The organism is Streptomyces actinomycinicus, assembly GCF_016741775.1.
Lineage (GTDB): Bacteria > Actinomycetota > Actinomycetes > Streptomycetales > Streptomycetaceae > Streptomyces > Streptomyces actinomycinicus.
Map to the genome: position 1 here is coordinate 133,270 of NZ_JAERRK010000007.1, position 20,153 is coordinate 153,422.

At 68.1% G+C, this 20,153-nt stretch carries 17 protein-coding genes and 4 pseudogenes; 13 read left to right on the forward strand and 8 right to left on the reverse strand.

The genetic code is table 11. From position 1 onward, the window contains the following. Positions 1-28 precede the first annotated feature (28 nt). A complete protein-coding gene (locus tag JK359_RS16530) occupies positions 29-538 on the forward strand; it encodes a DUF3291 domain-containing protein (protein ID WP_201836254.1) in 510 nt (169 codons plus the stop codon). A 42-nt stretch (positions 539-580) separates the two neighbouring features. Next, positions 581-853 (forward strand): annotated as a pseudogene (locus JK359_RS39090) (helix-turn-helix domain-containing protein); the annotation flags it as partial. 279 nt (positions 854-1,132) lie between these two features. On the opposite strand, the gene JK359_RS16535 reads toward JK359_RS39090, so the two are convergent. Continuing rightward, positions 1,133-2,242: a hypothetical protein gene (locus JK359_RS16535; protein ID WP_201836256.1), complete on the reverse strand. Its 1,110-nt coding sequence runs from the start codon at positions 2,240-2,242 to the stop codon at positions 1,133-1,135. A gap of 877 nt (positions 2,243-3,119) precedes the next feature. Here JK359_RS16535 and JK359_RS16540 point away from each other — a divergent pair. Further along, positions 3,120-3,458, forward strand: coding sequence for a hypothetical protein (locus tag JK359_RS16540; RefSeq protein WP_201836258.1), 339 nt, complete (start codon positions 3,120-3,122; stop codon positions 3,456-3,458). Between the two features lie 333 nt (positions 3,459-3,791). On the opposite strand, the gene JK359_RS16545 is transcribed toward JK359_RS16540, so the two are convergent. Beyond that, positions 3,792-5,546, reverse strand: a complete 1,755-nt coding sequence (locus JK359_RS16545; protein ID WP_201836260.1) for an NlpC/P60 family protein — start codon at positions 5,544-5,546, stop codon at positions 3,792-3,794. A 216-nt stretch (positions 5,547-5,762) separates the two neighbouring features. Between JK359_RS16545 and JK359_RS16550 the strand changes: the two are divergent. Next, positions 5,763-5,961, forward strand: a pseudogene (locus JK359_RS16550) (IS5/IS1182 family transposase); the annotation flags it as partial. Between the two features lie 101 nt (positions 5,962-6,062). Here JK359_RS16550 and JK359_RS16555 read toward each other — a convergent pair. Next, positions 6,063-6,680: a TetR/AcrR family transcriptional regulator gene (locus tag JK359_RS16555; protein WP_201836644.1), complete on the reverse strand. Its 618-nt coding sequence runs from the start codon at positions 6,678-6,680 to the stop codon at positions 6,063-6,065. Positions 6,681-6,745: 65 nt separating this feature from the next. Here JK359_RS16555 and JK359_RS16560 point away from each other — a divergent pair, with 65 nt between their 5' ends. Then, positions 6,746-8,080 (forward strand): alpha/beta fold hydrolase, encoded by a 1,335-nt coding sequence (locus tag JK359_RS16560; RefSeq protein WP_201836261.1) that lies wholly within the window; start codon positions 6,746-6,748, stop codon positions 8,078-8,080. Between the two features lie 561 nt (positions 8,081-8,641). Here the strand turns inward: JK359_RS16560 and JK359_RS39095 are convergent. After that, positions 8,642-8,723: pseudogene (locus JK359_RS39095) on the reverse strand (HNH endonuclease); the annotation flags it as partial. A gap of 605 nt (positions 8,724-9,328) precedes the next feature. On the opposite strand from JK359_RS39095, the pseudogene JK359_RS39100 reads away from it, so the two are divergent. The 5 genes and pseudogenes from JK359_RS39100 to JK359_RS16575 all read left to right on the forward strand — a co-directional run. Next, a pseudogene (locus JK359_RS39100) lies at positions 9,329-9,463 on the forward strand (helix-turn-helix domain-containing protein); the annotation flags it as partial. A gap of 190 nt (positions 9,464-9,653) precedes the next feature. Further along, positions 9,654-9,836: a transposase family protein gene (locus JK359_RS39105; RefSeq protein ID WP_236677958.1), complete on the forward strand. Its 183-nt coding sequence runs from the start codon at positions 9,654-9,656 to the stop codon at positions 9,834-9,836. Next, positions 9,776-10,084 carry a transposase gene (locus tag JK359_RS39110; protein ID WP_307788128.1) on the forward strand — a complete coding sequence of 103 codons (309 nt, stop codon included), beginning with the start codon at positions 9,776-9,778 and terminating at the stop codon, positions 10,082-10,084. Before JK359_RS39105 ends, JK359_RS39110 begins: the two co-directional genes overlap by 61 nt. Before the next feature lie 109 nt (positions 10,085-10,193). Continuing rightward, positions 10,194-11,099: a hypothetical protein gene (locus JK359_RS16570; RefSeq protein WP_201836262.1), complete on the forward strand. Its 906-nt coding sequence runs from the start codon at positions 10,194-10,196 to the stop codon at positions 11,097-11,099. Between the two features lie 86 nt (positions 11,100-11,185). Beyond that, positions 11,186-11,419 (forward strand): hypothetical protein, encoded by a 234-nt coding sequence (locus JK359_RS16575; RefSeq protein ID WP_236677960.1) that lies wholly within the window; start codon positions 11,186-11,188, stop codon positions 11,417-11,419. 186 nt (positions 11,420-11,605) lie between these two features. Here JK359_RS16575 and JK359_RS16580 read toward each other — a convergent pair whose 3' ends face one another. Further along, complete coding sequence (locus JK359_RS16580) at positions 11,606-11,902, reverse strand: zinc ribbon domain-containing protein (RefSeq protein ID WP_201836263.1); 297 nt, start codon at positions 11,900-11,902, stop codon at positions 11,606-11,608. A 1,380-nt stretch (positions 11,903-13,282) separates the two neighbouring features. On the opposite strand from JK359_RS16580, the gene JK359_RS16585 reads away from it, so the two are divergent. The 3 genes from JK359_RS16585 to JK359_RS16595 all read left to right on the forward strand — a co-directional run bounded on the left by JK359_RS16585 (position 13,283) and on the right by JK359_RS16595 (position 16,217). Continuing rightward, positions 13,283-13,942, forward strand: coding sequence for a formylglycine-generating enzyme family protein (locus JK359_RS16585; RefSeq protein WP_236677999.1), 660 nt, complete (start codon positions 13,283-13,285; stop codon positions 13,940-13,942). 408 nt (positions 13,943-14,350) lie between these two features. Then, a complete protein-coding gene (locus JK359_RS16590) occupies positions 14,351-15,040 on the forward strand; it encodes a hypothetical protein (protein WP_201836265.1) in 690 nt (229 codons plus the stop codon). Between the two features lie 832 nt (positions 15,041-15,872). Next, on the forward strand, positions 15,873-16,217 hold the full coding sequence (locus tag JK359_RS16595; protein ID WP_201836266.1) for an ANTAR domain-containing protein: 345 nt from the start codon (positions 15,873-15,875) through the stop codon (positions 16,215-16,217). 20 nt (positions 16,218-16,237) lie between these two features. On the opposite strand, the gene JK359_RS16600 is transcribed toward JK359_RS16595, so the two are convergent. The 3 genes from JK359_RS16600 to JK359_RS16610 all read right to left on the reverse strand — a co-directional run bounded on the left by JK359_RS16600 (position 16,238) and on the right by JK359_RS16610 (position 19,841). Beyond that, positions 16,238-16,717 carry an ATP-binding protein gene (locus tag JK359_RS16600; RefSeq protein ID WP_201836267.1) on the reverse strand — a complete coding sequence of 160 codons (480 nt, stop codon included), beginning with the start codon at positions 16,715-16,717 and terminating at the stop codon, positions 16,238-16,240. Positions 16,718-17,295: 578 nt separating this feature from the next. Next, entirely contained in the window at positions 17,296-17,949 is a 654-nt protein-coding gene (locus JK359_RS16605) for a class I SAM-dependent methyltransferase (protein ID WP_201836269.1), read from the reverse strand. 299 nt (positions 17,950-18,248) lie between these two features. Beyond that, entirely contained in the window at positions 18,249-19,841 is a 1,593-nt protein-coding gene (locus JK359_RS16610) for a M4 family metallopeptidase (protein WP_236678000.1), read from the reverse strand. Positions 19,842-20,153 lie beyond the last annotated feature (312 nt).

A 20,153-nucleotide genomic window follows, 5' to 3' on the forward strand; every position in this document is an offset into this window, starting at 1 on the left:
GAAATCGGGGCCATGCTGGGATGGGGGCATGACCGCATCCGTGCATGCCGCCCACCTCGCCCACCTCAACGTCGCCACGCTCCGACATCCCCTTGACGACCCGCGCACGGCGCAGTTCGTCGAGATGCTCGGCCCGGTCAACGCCTCCGCCGACGCCGCGCCCGGCTTCGTGTGGCGGCTCGTGGAGGAGGGAGCGGCCGATGCCACCGGCCTGCGCCCGGCGGGCGACGACGTCATCGTCACCCTGTCGGTGTGGGAGACCAAGGAAGCCCTGTGGGACTTCACCTACCGCAGCGGCCACCTGGAGGCCATGCAGCGGCGTCGCGAATGGTTTGAACGGCACGTAGAGGCGCATCTGGTGCTCTGGTGGGTCCCCGCCGGCCATCTCCCGACCGTCGACGAGGCCCTGGAGCGGCTGGCTGACCTGCGGGCGCACGGGCCGTCCCCCCGCGCGTTCACCTTCGCCTCCTCCTACACCGCAGCCGAGGCCGTCCAGCACCTTCAGGCCGCGCCGCCGAACGCAAGCCGAAGCGCTTGACTGAAACACAGCTCTTGACGATTACGGGGCGGCTACGGCACGCGGCCGGGCCGGCCGTGGTCGTTGCCACCTGCCGCCCTGCCGCTCGCCGCCTGCCGCCTGCCGCCTGCCGAGCGAGTTTTGATCGTCGCGGTGTAGTACCGAACGACCCTGACCACGCGGCAGTTGGGTCCCGTGTTCAACGTCTCCTCCCCCACGGTCTGCCGTGTGATCCAGCGACTGGGACCGCTGCTCGCGCTCGAGCCGGCTTCCCGTTCGGCCGATGCTCCAGAGCGGGTGTGGATCGTGGATGGCACCCTCGTCCCGGTCCGTGACGTGGCGTGGCGTGGGCGCCTCTTCGGGTCGGTCCGGGCAACGGCGTGCAGTTCGCGGGCCCGGGAGCACCGAAGTTCCATCACGTCGCGCCAGGATCTGACCCGCTCCGCGGTTGGTGTGCGGCCGGCTGAAGGGGCCGGCTTGGGACATCAGGCGCGACCGGCCACTCCCACCACGTGGACCAGAAGCGGTGATCGCGTACATCTGGCACTGTTCGATTGCAGCAGCACAATCACTGGAAAGGTTGGAGGTTGGGCGTCGGTGTCTTCGGCCAGCCGGTCAGAAGAGGCGGGCGCGTATGTCCTGCGTGAAGTTCCTGAGGGTGTCGCGCAGCCACTGGCTGCGGACGGCTGGAATCCGCACGAGAGTGTGCTGGAACACTCCCGGGTCGGCTCGGAAGAGGCTACGGGGGCAAGGTGCGGGCGGATCGTCGCGGAGGACGCCGTCGGGCATGATGCCCGAGGCAGGAGCGGGCAGGTGCGGCTCAGGGAAGACCAACCATAGCCACACCCCGAACGGCAGCGGCACCAGGTGTGCGGAGGCGGCCGGCTTGGCTGGGGACCAGGTCTCCCCCGTCTGTGGATGGACCGGCACGAGGAGGATGTCGACGTCCGCGTCGGGGGCGGGCAGCCCCGGCCCGTGGAGGACGGCGCGCCGCGCCGACGGACCTGTGGGCAGCAGGGCGTCGAGGGCGCGTTGGAACACTTTCTCGGTCATGCCGTCCGGGACGGTCACCGGCCGGCCCTCCGAGGCCGCCAGCAGATGGGCGAGCGCCCGGCCGGCTGCCGCCTCCCATTGCGGGCTCCAGGACCACCAGTGATGCAACCCCAGCTGCGGTCCTCCCCAGGCGGTGATCGGCTCCAACGGCGGTGTGCTCCTCCCCTCCGCCATCAGTGCCGGCCAGGCAAGCGGCGCGACATCAGCATCGTCGACGCGGACGCGGTGGACGGCGTCCGGGGCGAGCCACACCGCCTGCCAGAGCGAGCAGTCGTCGATTCTGCGCGCCACGGGCAGGCCGCACGTCTCGCAGGCCAGGTTGGAGCCGTCGGCCCCGTCGGTACCGCAGCAGTAGCCACCGCATCTCTCCGGGATCAGCCTGGTGCCGCGAATGTCTCCCGGCGCGATGACCATCGCGCCGGGCGCACCGAAGGACAGGGCGTAGACCGGGGCGTAGATGCCGCGAGCGGCCACCTCAGCCGGATCGATCTCCTCCCACCTCCGCCACGGCGGCCCCGAAGGCTCCGGCTCCACGGCGAACGTGCCCGACTCCATGAGGACTGGGAGCTGAATCCCGTTCCCGTACTTCTGATGGGCGTGGACCGGCAGGGCGACCTGAGACAGCGGGGCGGTCAGCTCGGCGCCGCACCCCGCGCACACGAAGACGAACAAGTGTCCTCCGCTTGGGAAACTGCATTGTCGCAGCTTGGCGGCGGCCGAGCCATGCTGATCTTCGTTCGCCGTGTCTTGGGCCGTTGTCGCGGAAGGTGAAGGGATCGTTCGCTTGCAGGGCGGGGCGGTCACCTCGGGGACCGTCAGCGTTCCCGCATTCTGGTCCACCACCAGCGCGTGGTCGCCCACTCGTTGCAGTTGGGCTCCGGCAAGGTACGGCGCTCGAATTCCTCATCGATACGCGTGATCATTCGACCCAAGTCCCGTTTGGCGCCAGGCGGAAGGTACAGCATCGCCCACTCCAGGTCATCACGGGCATCTGCCACCCCAGGCGAATCAAACGTGGAGGCGTCCAGGTAGCGTCCGGGCTCCTTGAACGCCCACTCGAAACACAAGAGTGCTTTAGATACCGCGTTGGGCCACATCTCGTGGTCTTCGACCCGACGGATTGCTGCACGGGTCCGTGCGGAGACACCGGGAACCCTCAAGACCGGATACTGCCATCGTGGCCGCCACCGCTCTGCACGGACGGCCCTGGGACGCCTACGCGGCATCGCCCTTTCTGATCGACATGAGGCCATCCTGCCACGCCCTGGCACCTGCACGCACTGGCTGGACGCCGGCCGCAGCAGGGATTCCTGTGGTCGTACGTCCGCCGACACGCTCCCCGCCCAGTCCCACCCGGCCAAAGCCAAGACATGGACCGAAGACGCCAGCGCCGCTTGGAACGTCCCGGTGCGGCGAAACCCGCAGTACGACAGGCAACTGCGGGGCAACCCAAGCGGCACCGCTCTGCATCGCTGGGGCGCTCCGGGAACTCCTCGCCAAGAACGGCTGGACCATCTACTACGACATCTTGAAGTAGGAGGACAAGCACATGGATCTCGCAGTACAGCCGACCCGGGGAGTCGGGGACATCCGGTTCGGCGAGGAGTTCAGCGCTGTGGCCGAACGGCTACGACCTCTCGGGGACCTGCAGGTTGCCGCGCCGGCGCCGGGGAACAGCGCGTTCAAGGCCACCCTGGCGCTGCCCGATTTCGAAATCACTGTCCTGGTAGACAACGGCACTCACGTCACCGCCGTCGAAGTGTGGCGTTTCGAGCGCGACGACGCGGACGTCCACGTCACCTTCGGGAACCTGGACCTCTTCCGCACCCCGGCACGGGAACTCACCGCCCGCATCGAAGAGATGGGCCACGGCAGTGACTCCCCCTGAACCCGAGGTCACGATCTTCCCGGAACTGTCTCTGCTCCTCTCCCGCGACACCAGCCGCGACGTTCCGCTGGATGACGCAGACGGCATGCCGCTGTATGTCCACTACGTCCTGGCTGCCCCTGCGGGCTATTTCGGCTGACCACAGACACCGCTCACAGCGCAGATGCCCGCGCACGCCCCGGTTGTAGGGCTGTCGGAGTGAGGGGATGGCCGAGAATGCCGCCCCGGGACGATTGCCGTCGGGGGAGTCCGGCGGGTGCAGTCGTTGTCGTACTTCGGGATCCGCACCCACCGGTTGCCGTGGGACGTCGGCCGAGTGGCCCCTGACCCGGCTCAGATACGGCGCACGGTGTGCAGTGTCCTGGCGTACGTCCCCGACCCGTCGAGCAGGGACGCGCCGCCAAGGTCGGACATGGTGGGCCCGTTGACCGTCTTGCGGCTGGAGAGGAAGCGGCGCTTGCCGTCGTCGAGACCCAGGTAGATGCCGACGTGGTCGACGGTCAGGCTGACCCGGTCGTCACTGGAGTCGGCGTTGAACAGCACCAGGTCGCCGGGCTGGAGCAGGGCCGCGGCGGGCGCGGTGGTGCCGGTGGCGCGGTCGACCACCACGCCCGGCGCGTAGTCGGCTATGTGCCGCGACCTGCGCGGGATCCGGGTGCCCGAGGTGTCCTCATCGGCGGCCAGGGGAACGCCCAGGTGGTAGCCGTAGACCATGCGCGCGTAGCCCGAGCAGTCGAGGTTGCCGACCTGCTTGCTGGACGGCCCCTTGTACGTGCCGTCCGGGAAGGTCCAGCCCACCTTCATGTACTCGTGGAAATCGGCGCCCTCGAGCCGGTAGCCCTGCGCGTCGAGATAGCCGTACCCGGCCTCGCCCAGCACTTGCTTGCCCTGGGCCGGTCCGGCGCCGGCCGTGACCGCTGGAGCACCACCGAGGAACATCGCAGCGTACGCGAGGACGTCCGGGACGGTGGATCCGGCCCAGCCGCGGATCGTCTGCTCCAGCTCGGCCGTCCAGGTGCCGTCGAACGGCTCGGGCAGGAGGCGCACCCAGTCGCCGTGGGTAACGGTCGGCAGGACCGCCCAGTTCGCGGCGCTCACCTCGAAACGGCTCACGGACAGTCGGACCGGCAGGTTGGCGCAGCCCTCGTTGGCCAAGGCGCGCAGGCCCACCCGGCCCTTGGTCAAGGTGGGCGTGGAGTCGGTGACGTCGAAGGCCCACGCAGACGGTTCCGCCGACGCGGACTGCCAGGCCTTCGCCTGGATACGGGAGCCCTCCCGCCGCACCCTGATCGTCCAGTCGGTCCCCGCCGGCACACCCGTGGCCAGTGCGGCCGCCGTTCCCAGCGACGTTACGTCGTTGTCGGTCTCCTTCTCCAACCGCATCTCGACCACCCGGGAGGTGAGGAAGGACAGCCGCGCCCTGTACTGGTTCTGGGTGCTGACGTATCCGAAGGTCAGCGCGAACGAACAGGCCTGACCCGTCGGGACCTTGTCAAACCTGGCCGTGCAGCGCACGTCGACATCGGTGATCTCGTCGTCGAGCAGGCTGGCGTGTCGGCTGTACCCGGCGGTCGTCAGGTCAATGATTCCGGTGCCCGGCACCACCGAGAAACCGGTCTTGAAGGTTTCGGACGTGACCCACCTGCCACCGCCCGGCGAGGTGCCCCAGTACACCCGGTCCTCCGGATCCAGCGCGAGGTCGGGCAGTGTCCGCTGGAAGTCGTCCACGAAGGGCCGCTTGTTCTCCACGAACGTCCGCTGCGGGCCGGGCAGTACGACGGTTCGCGCGCCGTGCGTCAGCAGCGCGACGCGCTTGCCGCCGGAGGTGACCTCGGTGCGGGCCGGGGTGCCGGAGAGCACAGTGGTGGTGAGTGGGGTGGTGAGGGCCACCGGGGTGAAGTGCGAGACGCCCAGCGGCGCCATGGTCACCCACGAATGGGCCGAGGGCAGGCCTCCGGGCCCCTGGAAGGCCGGCACGTCTGCCGCTGTGGAGGCGCGAGCCGGGGCGGCGGCCAGGCCGGTGAGCGGGGCAGCGGCGGCAGAGGCCGCGAAGGCGGTGAGGAGTCTTCGTCGAGATGTGTAAGACATGTGTTTGATGATCTATTGCCATCCACCGACGCTTCACGGCACCCCCCGTCTTCGGTGCCGCGCGAACGGGCGGGTCCGCGGGCATGGCACGCGGACTGACGGGCGGGCGTCAACTCAAAGGAATCGACGCGCTTTCAGGCTGCTCCGCAGGCGAGCCCATCCCCGCAGACACCTGACAAACCCGCGGATCAAGACCCCGGCCGAAGAACAGCGGCCGCACGCCGCGGTGTCCCGCACGGATCCGGTCTCGGCGTCCACCGCTGGGCCGTCGAGCGCACCATCACCTGGCTTCACGGCTTCTGCCGACTACGCATCAGACGGGAGCGAAGAAGACGACATCCACGAGGCCTTCCTCGGCCTCGCCACCAGCCTCATCACCCGCCGACACGTCCAACGCCTTTGCCGGGACCTCTGAGCGGGCCCCAACCGATGGCCGACCGCAGCTGGTTGACCTGGCAATCCCCGCACTCCCGCCCAGCAGGGACCAAGAGGGGCCGGATACCGGCCCTGGTCGTGTCAAGGAGCGAGTTCGGCTTGGCGAAGGCTGCGGAACACGGTGGGGGTCATCCATCCGCGCAACGTGGCGCGGATGGACGAGCGGAATGCGGCCTCGGCCGTCGCGGCGTCGAGCGCACCGGCCAGTTCAAGAGTCACGAGCCCGTGCAGGGTGGCCCAAATCGACAGGGCGATCGACTTCGCTTCGCCAGCGAGGACGGACGCCGTCACCGCGCGATCGATCGCCGCGAGGAGCGGACGGATCGGGTCACTGGCACCGGCCTCCCCCGACGGGTCGAAGGACTGCACACCCCCGAACAGCACCGTGTACAGGTGACTGTGCCCGTGCCCCCAGCGACGGTACGCGACGGCCAGCGCGTAGAGGTCGGCGAGAGGGTCAGCGGATGTCTGCACCGCTGACAGGTCCTGGAACAGGCCGGCGACGGCTCTGTCACGCACCGCGCCGATCAGCCCGTCTTTGCCGCCGAACAGGGAGTACACCGCTGTCGTCGACGCCTGGGCCGCAGCCGCGACGGCGCGGACCGTGACCGACTCCCGCGGACCGGTGGCGAGCATCTCGGTGGCGCACTCCACAAGACGCTCTCTGACGGCCTCGTCGTTTGTTCTGGGCCTACCCACGGTCAGCACCCTACCTTCTCTGGTAACGTCGTTTTGAAACAGCGTTCTGAAACTGGGGGTCCGCCATGCCCACGTCCGTCATACGTGTCGTCCGCTTCGCCGGGCGCTTACTGCTGGCCCTGGCCGCCGTCGCGGCGCTGGCCGCCGTCTTTCTCGCACTGATCACCCTCACGGACGGGGCAGGCTCGGGGTTCGCCGCATGGTTGACGACCCTCGGAGTCGGGGCCGTCCTCGCGATGTGGCGAGGACGGCGCCGCACTTGGCCGGCCCGGCTCGTACCGTTCCTACCGGTGGTCGTCGCGGCAGCGTTGACAGCGGCGGTCTGCATCCCGACCGTCCCGACGGCCCGGCGATACCCGCCCGCCCTGCCCTTCGTGGCCACGCAGCACTGGAGCCTGGCCACCGGCAGCCGGGTCGCGGTGTACCACTACCCGCCCGCGAACCCTGGCTCCCGGCATCCCATCCCGCTCGTGTACCTCAACGGTGGACCGGTCCGCGGCATCTCGGTGCTCGACCACCGGTTCCTGCAACTCCTGGCGAGGCGGGGCTACGACGTCTACAGCTATGAACAGGCCGGGGGTGGACGAAGCGACCTGCTCCCCATGGGCCAGTACACGATCTCCAGGTCGGTCCGCGACCTCGCCGCCTTCGTCGACCGCCTGAACAAGGGAAAGGTAGACATTCTGGGATTCTCCTCAGGCGGCGTCGTGCTCACCCGAGCCCTGGCCGACCCTGGCGTCGCCGCACGCTTGCACCGGGCGATCATCGCTGAGCCCGGCCCCACGGACGCCCACACGGCGCACATCACCGGGCACACGGGCCGAAAATCAGCGCGTGGCCTCGCGCCGGCCATGACCGGACCGCGGTCGACGCACGTCCCGCGATACGCCGTGGCCTTCGGCCTCATGCGACTCGGACTCCTCACCCCCGACACCGGACTGATCGGACAGGCCGAAGGCGACAACGCCTTCACCGCCGCAGACCTCGGCAGCGACACCGCCTCCGCCTACTGCGCGCGCGACGCGCACCGCATCCCCGCCGAGGACACCCCCCAGAACTTCTCCTTCAGCCCCGCCGCCAGCCTTCGCATCCAGCAGACGGTCAAGGACTCACCCTCCATCGCCTCACAACTGAGGAAGTCCCGGACTCCCGCGATGCTGATGATCGCCGAGTGCTCCTCCCAGGTCCGTCAATGGGAGACCACGGTCCTTGCCAATGACCCTGCCATCCAGCGCACGCAGTACATGCCCGGAGTCGGACACCACATGTGGAACGGTCTGGACGACAACAACGACCGAGCCGCCGACGTCATCACTGCGTTCCTCCAGGCCAAGCCAGCCCCCCTGCCGAACTACCCGACCCGCGACCGAATTCCAGCCTTCCTGCGTGACCGCAAATGAGGACGGTTTACGCCCGTCACCGGCAACCGCTTCGTCGGGTTCTTCATCTGCCGGAATGAAGCGAGAGCAGTGGCGGCGGCTTCCCGTCCCTGGGGCCGCTGCCTCGACCGGGGCCGCTCCCGTGAACTCGACCGTTTCGTTCATTTTCTACGGAAGCGGACGACTACCACCCCTAGAAGCAACACGACGACCACCACAAGGAGCCATGCCGGAAGGGCTGCCGCCAGCGCGCCGCGAGCCATTTGCACAGAGTCCATGCTGATCATCAAGCCTCCTACGGTCACGTCCGGGGACAGCTCGGCAAGCCGCCCGGATGTCCACCTGCCAAAGAGCCTTCCAGCCGGCCTTGGCGAGATCTCTCACGTCTTTCGCGTCGCCCAGCCACTTCAACGCCTGCCCCGCGTTCTGGTCGACGCAGTCACCGACTGCCTCCTCCGCCACGTTCTATGCGCACCCCTCGCCGAATGCGGCCACAGTTCCCACACCTGTCTCCGTCACGCCGGTGGCCAGTCCGACGAGCGTCGATTGAGCACCGCCCTTGACGCACTCCATCCTCAACCCGGTCGGCGGTGTAGGCCTCCCGCTCCTGCGCCCACCAGGCCGAGGCACCCGAATCCCAGGCCTCCGCGAGTGGGACCAGGTGCGTCGGCCGCGGTGCCCTGGTCGACCTGGTAAGCGTCTCCGGCGCGGTGAAGGCAAGCCCCAGCGCAGCAACGTCCTGGACGACACGGGAAACGGGGCGAGTCCACCAGCCCTGCGGGAGGCTGGTGGAGACGGAGCGGCAGCGGGCGTGGACGGCGGCCCAGAGTGACGGATTCGTGGCCACACGGCCGCGGCTGCGTAAGTCCAGACGCGGCCTCGGCGGCGAGTGGCCCCGGCGTCGCGGCGATCGAGCAGCATCCGCGGCTGCTGCTCCCCCAGGCCGCCGGCGCACGGCTCGGACCGACGCGCCCCATCGAGCAACACAGCGGTCCCCGACGTCGCACCACCAACTGTGCGGCAGCTCGTAGCGAGCTCGTGCACGGTAGGCGGTGAGGCGTCGAACTCCTGATCGTCTGTCACGGTGGTGTGGTGGGGAACCGGTCTCATGAAGCGATCGTCAGCGACCGGAGGATCACGGGTCTGTCGGCCGACGTGATCGCTGAACTCGTTGCCGAGGTAGGCCCGTTGTGGCACGCACAGCACCAGGCCAAGCTAGCGTCCCGGCCGCGGAAGCGTGCGGTGGGCGCGGGTGCGAAGCACCGGTTGGTGTTCGTCGACCGGCTCCTGGCCACGCTCGTACACCTCCGGCATGCCACCACGCACGACGTGCTCGCCTGCTGGTTCGGCGTCGACCGCTCCACCATCACTCGGGCCATCGGAGAGGTGCGGCCACTGCTCGCCGAGCGAGGGTGCACCGTCAGCCCGGGTGTGCGGGTGCCGACCCTGGCCGAAATCATCGACCACCTCGGTACCGACGGGAAGACCAGCATCATCGACGGCACCGAGATCCGGGTCCGACCGGCTGGCAGCCGGACGCAAGGACCGGGACAGGTACATCTCCGGCAAGAACAAGCAGCACGCGGTCAAGACCATGGTCGTCACGGACGGGGACGGCCGCGTACTCTTCTACAGCCCGACCAAGCCCGGAAGCTGCGCGGACCTCACCCATACCCGCCAGTCACGGCTGGTCAGACTCCTGGCTGAGGGGCCGCCGTGGAGATTCTCACGGATGTCGGCTACCAGGGCCTGGGTGCGCAGAGTGGCGGCCGGGTGATGACACCACCGCATCGCAAGTTCAAGAAGACCACTTCGGACTGGTACGAGGAGATGTACGAGCGGCAGCGGAAAGCACATTTCTCATGGCGTATCCGGGTCGAGCACGGCATCACCCATCTCAAGAACTGGCGGGCACTCGCCCCCCACCTCGGCCGCCGCGAGCACATGAGTGACACCGCCCAAGCCATGGCAGCCCTCCTGTCCCATCAGCAGACCGCGGACCTGATCCCTACACGGCACTTGTGATCACCAAGCCCCGCTGAGGTCATCGACGCCTCACCGCCTACCGTGCACGAGCTCGTAAGGCTTCGCGAAAAGCCACGTACGGCCGTCTGCTCTACGCCACGATGAACCCGTGGATCTTGCAGGCATCGGAGCAATATCAGCCGCGGCGGTGGCCCTTGTGGGCATACCCGCCGCGATCGCCGTCGGCCGCATGCAACTCAAGGCGGGCCTGCGCACTGCAGAGGCGACCTGGCATGCCGCGCTCGTTCAAGCGGACGCGTCGTACCGGGCAGCCATGGACACCGTCCGAGCTACCGCCTCCGCGAACCAGGATCAGTGGCGTCGCGGCGTACGGCGAGACGCCTTCGTCCGGTTCCTGACCATCAGCTCGGAACTGCAGCACGTCGAGCTGCCAGAAGACCCGGAGGTCACGGAAGAGGAGATTCGAAATGCCGAAAAGGCGCTTCGCCAGATCGTCGACCAAGCCGAAACCGCGTACCACATCGTGTGTCTGGAATCTGCGAACTTGCAGGACACCGCAACGCGACTCCTCCACGCCATCCGGCATTATGCAAGAGGCTATTGGCGGTTGGCGGCTACAGAGCGAGCAATAAACACCCTGAGTGCGATCGAAGAAGAGAACCGCATTCATTTCGATGAGGTCCATGCCGCTCTCGGCGCCCTGGCGACGGCCGGAAACGCCATAGACGAGGTGGGGCACTACCGAGACGTTGAGCGTGCACACAACCGGGCACGCGCGGTTCTGTGTCGCGTACCTGGACTTTCCGAGCGACATCAAAGGGTCATCCTGAGCGCTAACAGGCACGGCTTGCCTAACAACCGTGCCCAGCGCCGCGAACTGCAGGAGAGTCGACAGGCGTTTCTCGCAGCTGCGCAAGCAGACCTCAACGCCCCAGCCGCAGGGCATTTCCCAGGAAGTTATTCGCTCGCGTCCCCGGATGATGGACAATTGACGAGTACACCATCCCGCCATCAACCTCAAAGCGGAGTGCCTTCGCGCGACGGGGCCGGATGATCTGCGGGCGGGTGCCCTCGAGGACATACCGCGTCGCCGGGTGGTTGCAGGTGACGGCGCCCTGCAGGCCGCGGGGCCCCTCCTCGATGTGCCAGCCGATGTACGCGGGCATGCTGCCGGGCGCCAGGCTGCGGGCGATGTTCGTGACGCGGCTGGTGTGTGCTACCAGCCGGCGTTCCCGCATCGCCCATCTCAAGAACTGGCGGGCACTCGCCCCCCACCTCGGCCGCCGCGAGCACATGAGCGACACCGCCCAAGCCATCGCAGCCCTCCTGTCCCATCAGCAGACCGCGGACCTGATCCCTACACGGCATTTGTGATCACCAAGCCCCGCTGAGGTCATCGACGCCTCACCGCCTACCGTGCACGAGCTCGTAAGGGCTGTCCCGAAAAAGATCTTCGGGGCAGCCCTTTGGGCAGCTCAGGGGCGGCTCGGAAGCGGTCACCTGGCAGGCACCTACCGTGTCGGAGCCGCCGGAGCGGGCTGGTGGAAGCGTCGGCCCCTATCAGGCTCGAGGGTGCTGGTACGCCTGCTGTGCCGGCCCGTACGCCTCACCACCGGGAGCGCCTGCGGCTTGCGTCTGCCACTGCTCGGCCCACTCCTTGGCCACCTCCTGCTCCATGCCGCAGAAGGTGCACTGAATTGCAAATTTCGTCGATATGGGGAACAGCGGGACGAAGAACAGCGTGAACCTGGTGACGTACTTCGTGACCGTATGCGCGGCGGGGTTGCCGCAGTTTGGACACGTCAGCATGAGTATCGCGAGCTGGTACAGGTATGCGCTGGTGCCGAAGATGATCATAAGTGGAGTCCTTGAAAGTGGGGGGATGCTGGGGTGAGGCGGCGGGCATCCGCTCTCTGTGCCGTGTGGTGATTCCATTTCGCCATGGGTGGGGGGATGGGTCATGGCCCGGGATCTCGTGGCTTGACAAAGCCGTGACGAAGACCGTTGCAGGCCGTTCGGGGGCCGGGTGCCTGGAGCGGTTGCGGTGCGGGGCAGCCACAGTCCTCGGCGGTTAACGCTGGATGCCGGTCACACCACCGTCTGCGTCAACGAACCTTGATCATGTGCCGTCGGACTTTGACGGCCGCGTGTTTGCCATCGAGGTTTGATCACGCCTGGTCAGAAGCTGGGCAAGGAGGACGCGGCGCCGGAGGGCGACCTCCCCGGGGTGACGGGCCGGCCGCCGAGCCCGAGATCCGTGCGGCCCCAGATCCCCTGTGACCAGCGATTGTGTCCATTGGCCTTCGATGGCACGCGATCAAGGTTCGGTGGAGCGCCGTCCGCCGACGCCTGCAGGGTTGATCCAGTACGGCCGCAACCGGACCAACGTCGAGGCCGTCCACACCGGCGACCGCTGGGCGACGAAGAGTCCGGATTGCTCAGGCCCTCGGCGGTGATCGGGAGGACCTGGGTCTTGGTCAACTCATGGCCCTTGCCGATCTCGTCCTGGGACACCTCCCGGTCCTCCAGCTCACACACCCGTTCCACCCGGTGCCGCCTTCACGATCGGCTACGCGGTCTTCGTTCGTACCGAAAACGCGACGACCGCCGACGCGAGGGACGAGCAGGGCACTCTTCGCCATTTCGACCAGGCCGAACATCGCGCGTTCTGGGCCTGGACCGCGGTGGTTTCCTCCGCCACACCGGCGCCCGCATCGAGGAGATGCTGGATCAGCCATCACGCGATGATCCGGTACCGGCTGCCGACCACCGGCGAGATCGTCCCGCTGTTGCGAATCGCCTCCTCCAGGACCGACCTGGAGCGAGTCGTGCTCGTCAGCCCAGAACTGGCCGACGTCCTGCCCACCACCTCATCCGACGTATCCGAAACCCGCGGACGGTGCCATCCCGCTCCTGTCCGCCTACGACTATGTCATCGCCGGCCACACCAACATCAACACCACGATGGGCTACAACGCGATCTATCCGGCAGAGACCATCGAAGCCCACCGCGCCTTCGTCACCCGCCGCCGCTGCGCCTGGCAGAGGAATACCGCATCCCTCCCGACGCCGAGCGGAGGCGCTTGTAAGCACTTCCTTGTGCACCACCGCACGGACCAGAAGCGGCTCCACAGTGTACGAAGTTGATCTGGTTCCACCGCCGAGGGGAAAGATCGGTAGAGCCGTCGGCAGACGCCGGTAGGGTGAGCTGTTGTGGACGTGGGGGCAGAAAACGAGATGGTTGTGGTCCCGTCGGGACAGGTGACGCTGTCGGACCGGCGGACGCAGAGCAGTTGGTTGGTCGAGGTCGCACCGTTTCAGATGTCGGCGTTCCCGGTCACGCAGTCCTGGTACGCACGAGTCACGGGCCGACGGCCGAGTAGCGCCCAGGGTGAGCGGCTGCCGGTTGAGGGTGTTTCGTGGTGGGACGCGGTCCAGTTCTGTAACGCCTTGTCCCAACAGGAGGGGCTGATGCCCGCGTATGGCCTGTGTGTCGACGCCGGGACGGCCGAGTGGGACACCTCCGCGGACGGGTACCGGCTGCCGACCGAGGCCGAATGGGAGCACGCCTGCCGTGCGGGCACTACTGGCCCGCGGTACGGACAGCTCCACGAGGTCGCCTGGTATCAGGGCAATTCCGGTGGGCGGAGCCACTCTGTCGGCGGCAAACAGCCCAACGCATGGGGTCTGTACGACATGCTGGGCAACGTGTGGGACTGGTGCTGGGACGTCTACGACGCCGAGGTGTACGGGGCCTACCGGGTGCTCCGTGGTGGTGGATGGGCCGACGAGCACTGGAGCTGCCGGGCGTCGGTGCGGCGGCGCAGCCACCCGACCTTCCGGATCGACGACGTGGGATTTCGCATCGTGCGCTCCACACCACTGCCTCAGCCGTAACAGCCTCAATGTCTCCCGGCAGCTGAGGGAGTAGGGAGTGGGGGCTGTCACTGTCCGCCTTCCGTCTGGAGGACGCCCCGGGATGCCCGACTGGCGTGGCAGCCCTGGGCATCGATGACACCGACCATGTGCGTGCTCGCCCGCACCTGGATCTCGCCCGTGACGCGCTTGAGCGTGTCGGCAGCTCTCTGGATGTCTTCGGCGCAGCAGCGGAGCGCCCATGACGGCAGTGATCAGCAGCGCCCCCGTTCGCCAACCACGGTGCCAGCCACGTCGGTTCAGCATGAATTTCGGGCCGCCCCCCGCCTGGTCGGCGCCGACGTCAGATCGAACCGTCGGTACCCTGGTCCGACGAATTGGTCCTCCCGACCAGCGCATCACCGGCAACCTGTAGGCAGGAGACGGAAATTGGGCAAGCGGATCGTAAGTGTGCTCGCAGCCACGATCGCACTGGTGGGTGTGTTCGGCGGTTCAGCGGTGGCCGCCCAGACCGCGCCGGGCACCGGTGAGGCGCAAACTGCCAAGTCCTGTGGAAGCGTCGAGCTGTCCGGCTCGCTGCCCGCGCCGCCCGCGGGGATGGCAGTTCAGCAGCAGGTCACCATCGGTGACGACTGCAAGCCGGAGCTGGGTCCGGTCCGATACGTGCCCGCCGGTTCGGCCGCGACGGGGGTCAGGGGCGTGCGTACAGGCGCCGCCGCAGGTGCCCGTGAACTGCGCACGTGGAACGAGATGTTCGACTGCTGCAACATCCGCATGACCGGCCTCTACACCACGTCGACCTGGGACACTGCCTCGGGCCGCGTCGACAATGCCGTCACCCAGGGCCGCCAGGAGTGGAACCGGGAGCCCTGGAACGCGGGATGGTCGCTGCTGTCGTCGTCCACGAAGGACGACTGCGCGACCCAGTGCGCCGTCGTGAATTCCGAGGCGCACGCCTCCTTCACCTACGCAGGCATCTTCGACCCCTCAGGCACCGTGTACGCCAACACACACCACTCCTATGTGCAGATCGATGCGGGCTCCGGCGTCTCCTGTCACTTCGACGTAGAACTGAAGCACACCTTCATCGGGTGGAACTGGCGGCGCGGCTGCGAGTGACCGGGCGCCGGCTGGCAGGAGGGGGCCTCGGTCAGGAGGCCGCCTTTCGTGTCCCGCCTCGCCGCGCCCTGCCTTCCCCGTCTGGTGGGGTTGGGTTGGCAGGGCGCCGGACGAGCCCGCTGCTTCTCGGTCACCGGGCGCATGCGATCCAGTGCATCCAGCCTCGTCATGGGTGCGGCGTACTGCCGAGCGCAGTACGCCGGCCAGGTAGTAGCCCGGGCCACGGCCCTCGTCCACGACCGTAGCCTGCTCAGAGACGGCGTCGCCCGCCAGGTGAGCCCCGACCTCGCGGATGGGCGCGTAGGTACCGGTGGACAGGAACCGGCGCAGTGCGCCCGGGCGGGGGGCAGACGGCGCGTTCGGCACGTTGAGCAGCACAGCAGGTCGAGGGACAGTTCGAGGGCAGGGGGAGCGACACGGGCACGAGGCACTCCTGGTAACGGTGACGGGAAGAGACCGTGCCTGCATGCGCTCGGAGCGTCACTGCCTCAGGAAGGAACGGGCTGCGTCGGGAACGTGATTCACGCAGACACGTCAAGGAGGGCGACGCCGTCCGGCATCGCCCTCAATGTCTTCCGATCACAGGAAGCAGCAGTGCGGGGTGCTCATGAATGCCACGTCATAAGTCCACGGACATTGCTGGAGCCCCTGCGATCCGCGAAGCACCGCCGCACACCACTCGGGCGTGCCGGCCGCACAGGTCGTCGAAAATCAGCCGAATCGGGGCCCGAGGGGCCCGCCGGGTTGTGACGTGCCGCGATCGCGCGGATGCAGACTGAGAAGCGGGGCAGGCGTGGGGGGAACTTCCGTTTCCTGCTGTAGTGGTGATGCCATGACCCCGTCCCCGCATCCCGGGCCCCGATCGGCGCCTGCCTCGATCGATGAGCTGGCGGCAGAGCTGGAGCAGGTGCGCGCGGAGAACAGACACCTGCGGCGAGCGCTCGCTTCCCATGCTGTGGTCGACCAGGCCATCGGTGTCCTGCTCGTACTGGGCCGCGTCAGCCCGTGCAACGGGTTCTCGGTGCTGAGGGAGGTCTCCCAGCGCACCAACACGAAGTTGTCCGTGGTCGCGGAACAGGTCCTCAAACACGCGCAGGGAGCGGCGCTGCCTGACGTTCTCCTCGGGGAACTGCGGGCTGCCCTGGCACGGCACGCCGACGCCTGCCGCACCGGCTGAGGCGCTGACGCTCGGCCGTTTCACGAGGGCCGGCGCCCGAAGCTGGTGTCGTCGGGGTCGTCGGCCAGGGCGAGGCGGGCGGTGATGCGTTTGCCGACCGGTTCGCGCTGCGCCTCGAAGCCCTGGGCGACGGCCATGACGATTTCCAGGCCGTGCTGGCCGACTCGGCCGGCGTCCGCGGCTCGGGCGATCGGCAGAACCGGGTCGGAGTCCCACACGCTCACTTCGACCGTGTCCCCAGTGATGCGCAGGTCCAGCAGCACCGGGCCGGGGGCGTACTTGCGGGCGTTGGTGACCAGTTCGCTGACCACCAACTGGGTGAGGTCCATGGCACGCTGGGAGACGGGCAGACCGTGGTCGGCCTGGACCCGTGCGAGGAAGCCGGCTGCCAGGTGGCGGGCCTGGGCGATGTCCGTGCCGTCCCCGACCAGGGCAATGCTGGTCTGTATGACTCGTTTGTCCGGCGCCGCCCCGCTGTCCGGCACCGGGTCTGGTTCCATCAAGGCCGCCATTCGTTTCCCGCTCACAATTTTCAGCGCTTACCCGCATAGTTGCGGATCACGCCTTGCCGTTTCTGTCGGATCGGCCACATACCGGCGCCGCTCGTACTATGCCGGACGCCCGCACGACCCCTCCATGATGCTTACCGTCGGCATCGTCGGCGTCGACACCGTCATCGACTGCCACGCCACTCTCCGAAGCCCTCGCCGACTGACCGGCCACGAGAGGACGACCGGCAAGCCACCCCAACGTCACGTCGAAACGGACCGCGGCTCACGACCCGGTGGGCCTTGGCCGGCTACCGCCGCCGGGCGCACGAGAATAGCCGAGCTGCTGTAGGTACCGCCCCTCGCCATCGAGTGCGTGCGCCGGGGCCGAGGCGTGTCTTCCCGAGGATGCCGTTCAGCAGGCCGAGCGCCGCGCAGCCACCGAATTCCTGGTCGCTCCCGGCTCCGGGAAGGCACGATCCGCACTGCAGCGGATCGTGCGCCGAGGCAGCACGCACACGGTCCGCGATCGGCGGGCGGTGATCGTCAGCGGTCCAGCTCAAGCGGACTCTCCCGGGAACGCCCCCCAATTAGGGCCTTTCGGGCTTGCGGGCCAGGAGGCAGGCGTGCGGTCTGTTCACTCGTCCGCCGGGCTCCTGCTCCAGCCTCGCGGTGACGACGAGTCCAGCCCGGTCCAGCAGCTCGACCATGCGGTCCAGGGGCAGGAGGTACGACTCGTAGGACACCGGACGGCCATAGCCGTGGGTCGGCCGGAGTCGCTCGTCGCCGGCATAGTCTCCCCAGAGCAGGTAGCCGCCCGGTGCGAGTGTGCGGTGGAACTCGGCGAACACATCCGGCAGCCACTGCGGGGGCGTGTGGTGGGTGGAGTACCAGGCCAGAATGCCGCCGAGCTCGCCGTCCCTCGTCTCCAGCGCGGTCATCGAGCCCTCGGTGAACCGCAGGTTCGGATAGGCACGCCGGGCCAGCCCGATCATCTTCGGCGACAGATCGACGCCGAAGGCGGACACCCCCAGCCCGGCCAGGTGCGCCGTCACCCGGCCGGGGCCGCACCCCAGGTCCGCGACCGGCCCCAGAGCGGCCGTCCGCACGAGTTCGGCGAACCCCGCCAGCATCGCACGTGACAGCGGGTCCATCTCGGCCGGAGGCGGGACGCGTTGGAGGTAATCGGCGGCAACCGTGTCGTACGACTCGCGGACGGCGGTCAGGAAGGAGGGCTCAGCCATGCCGGCGACCCTAGAGCAGGGAACTGACAGTGTCGTCGCTCAGTCGACACGCACGCGAGTTCTCACGCGAAGGCCAGCCTGCGGGCCGGCGTCCAGCGGCGGGGCCGGTGGTCCCGGTGTGGGGGGGCCGACAGGTTCCGGCGCGGTTGTGCGCACCGGCTCTGGCCGACGTTGTGGCAGAGGCCGGGCGGCGAAGCGGGTTGTACCGATACGAAAGAGGGTGTGCGGTGGCGGGGCGTGCGCCAAGGGCGGCAGCAGGGGATTGAGTCCCTGGTGCCGCCCTCGGTGCGGTGCGTTGTTCAGCTGACGTTGACCGCCGTCCAGGCCGCGGCGACCGTCTTGGCTTCGGTGCTGTCCGCGCCGTACAGGTCCGCTGCCGCCTTCAGGGTGCCTTCGCGGGCTGCCTTGTAGTCGGTCTTGGAGGTGAAGTACGTGGTCAGCGCCTTGTACCAGATCTGCAGGGCCTTGTCGCGGCCGATACCGGTGACCTTGGAGCCGTCCTGGGTGGGCGAGTCGTAGCTGACGTCGTTGATCTTCTTCGGGCCACTGCCCTCGGCGAGGAGATAGAAGAAGTGGTTGGCGACGCCGGAGGAGTAGTGCACGTCCTTGTTGCCGACGTCCGCGGACCAGTAGTCGGCGGAGCCGCCGTCCTTGCTGGGCTTGTCCATGTAGCGCAGCGGGGTGCCGTCGCCGTTGATGTCGATCTTCTCACCGATGAGGTAGTCACCGGCGTCGGAGGAGTTGTTGGCGTAGAACTCCACGCCGGTGCCGAAGATGTCGGAGGTCGCCTCGTTCAGGCCGCCGGACTCGCCGGAGTACTCGAGGCCCGCGGTGTTGGAGGTGACGCCGTGGCTCATCTCGTGCCCCGCGACGTCCAGGGAGGTGAGGGGGGCGGCGTCCTTGGTTCCGTCGCCGTATGTCATGCAGAAGCAGCTGTCGTCCCAGAACGCGTTCACGTAGGCGTTGCCGTAGTGGACGCGGGAGTAGGCTCCGACGCCGTCGTTCTTGATGCCGCTGCGGTTGAAGGTCTTCTTGTAGAAGTCCCAGGTCTCCTGGGCGCCGTAGGCGGCGTCCGCGGCGGCGGTGGACGCGTTGGAGGCCTTTCCGTCGCCCCAGGTGTCGCTGTCCTGGGAGAACAGTGTGCCGGTGCCGTCGGAGCCGTGGTCGAGGTTGTAGGTCTTGTGCCCGCCGCGCGTGCCGTCGGTGAGGGTGTACGACGATCCGGACTGAGCGCTGGTCAGGTCTACCTTGCCGCTGTACTGGGTGTTGCCGACGCCGGTCTCGACGCCCTGGTACTGGAAGAGCTTCTTGCCGGTGGTGGCGTCGGTGATGACGTGCAGCTGGTTGGGCGTGCCGTCCTCCTGGAGGCCACCGACGACCGTCTCGTACGCGAGGACGGGCTTGCCGGAGCCGGCCCAGATCACCTTGCGGGCGCCGTCCGCGGCGGCCTCGGCCGAGCCGAGGGTCCCGGCGGCGGACACCGCCTGCTTCTCGGCCGTGGCGGCGGTGATCTGCGGCTTGAGCGAGGGCACCTTGATGGCGGCCGTGGTCGCTCTGGTGACGCCCTCGGTCCGGCCGGACTTCGCCGAGTGGACGACCAGGTCGCCGCCGAGTACCGGCAGACCCGCATAGGTGCGCTCGTAGCGGGTGTGCACGGTGCCGTCGGCGTCCTTGACGACGTCCTTCACGACCAACTTCTCTTTCGCGCCCAGGCCTATTCGCTGCGCCGTGGTGGCGACGCCGGCCTGCGCCTTGTGGATCAGGGTGGTGCGGGCGGCGGCCGACAGGGTGGTCGGGGCTGCGCCGAGGGGGTTCGCGGCCGCGGATTCGGCCGGGATCTGGGCGGAGGCACTGGTGGCCAGACTGGTGGGCAGCAGGACTCCGGCCGCCATCGCGGTCGCGATGGCCAGAGAGGTGCGCTGATGACGCACATTGAGGAGGCTCACGAACAAAGGCTCCTTGTTGTGGGGGGATCACTGCCGGGCCGGTATGGGGCCGGCCTTGACAGCTGTGGATTGGGTGGTGCTGGAACAGCGGGTGAACGGAGACTGACACGAATGACATGTACATGTCATCCCCCGCCAGATGGTGTTGGTCGAAAATCAGCCGACCACTCCTACCAGGGAAAACGGCACACCGAAGTCGCCGCGCGCGTCGGCGCAGCCGGTAGCAGTCGGCTCTGGGTGAGCCGGCCTTCACTGCCC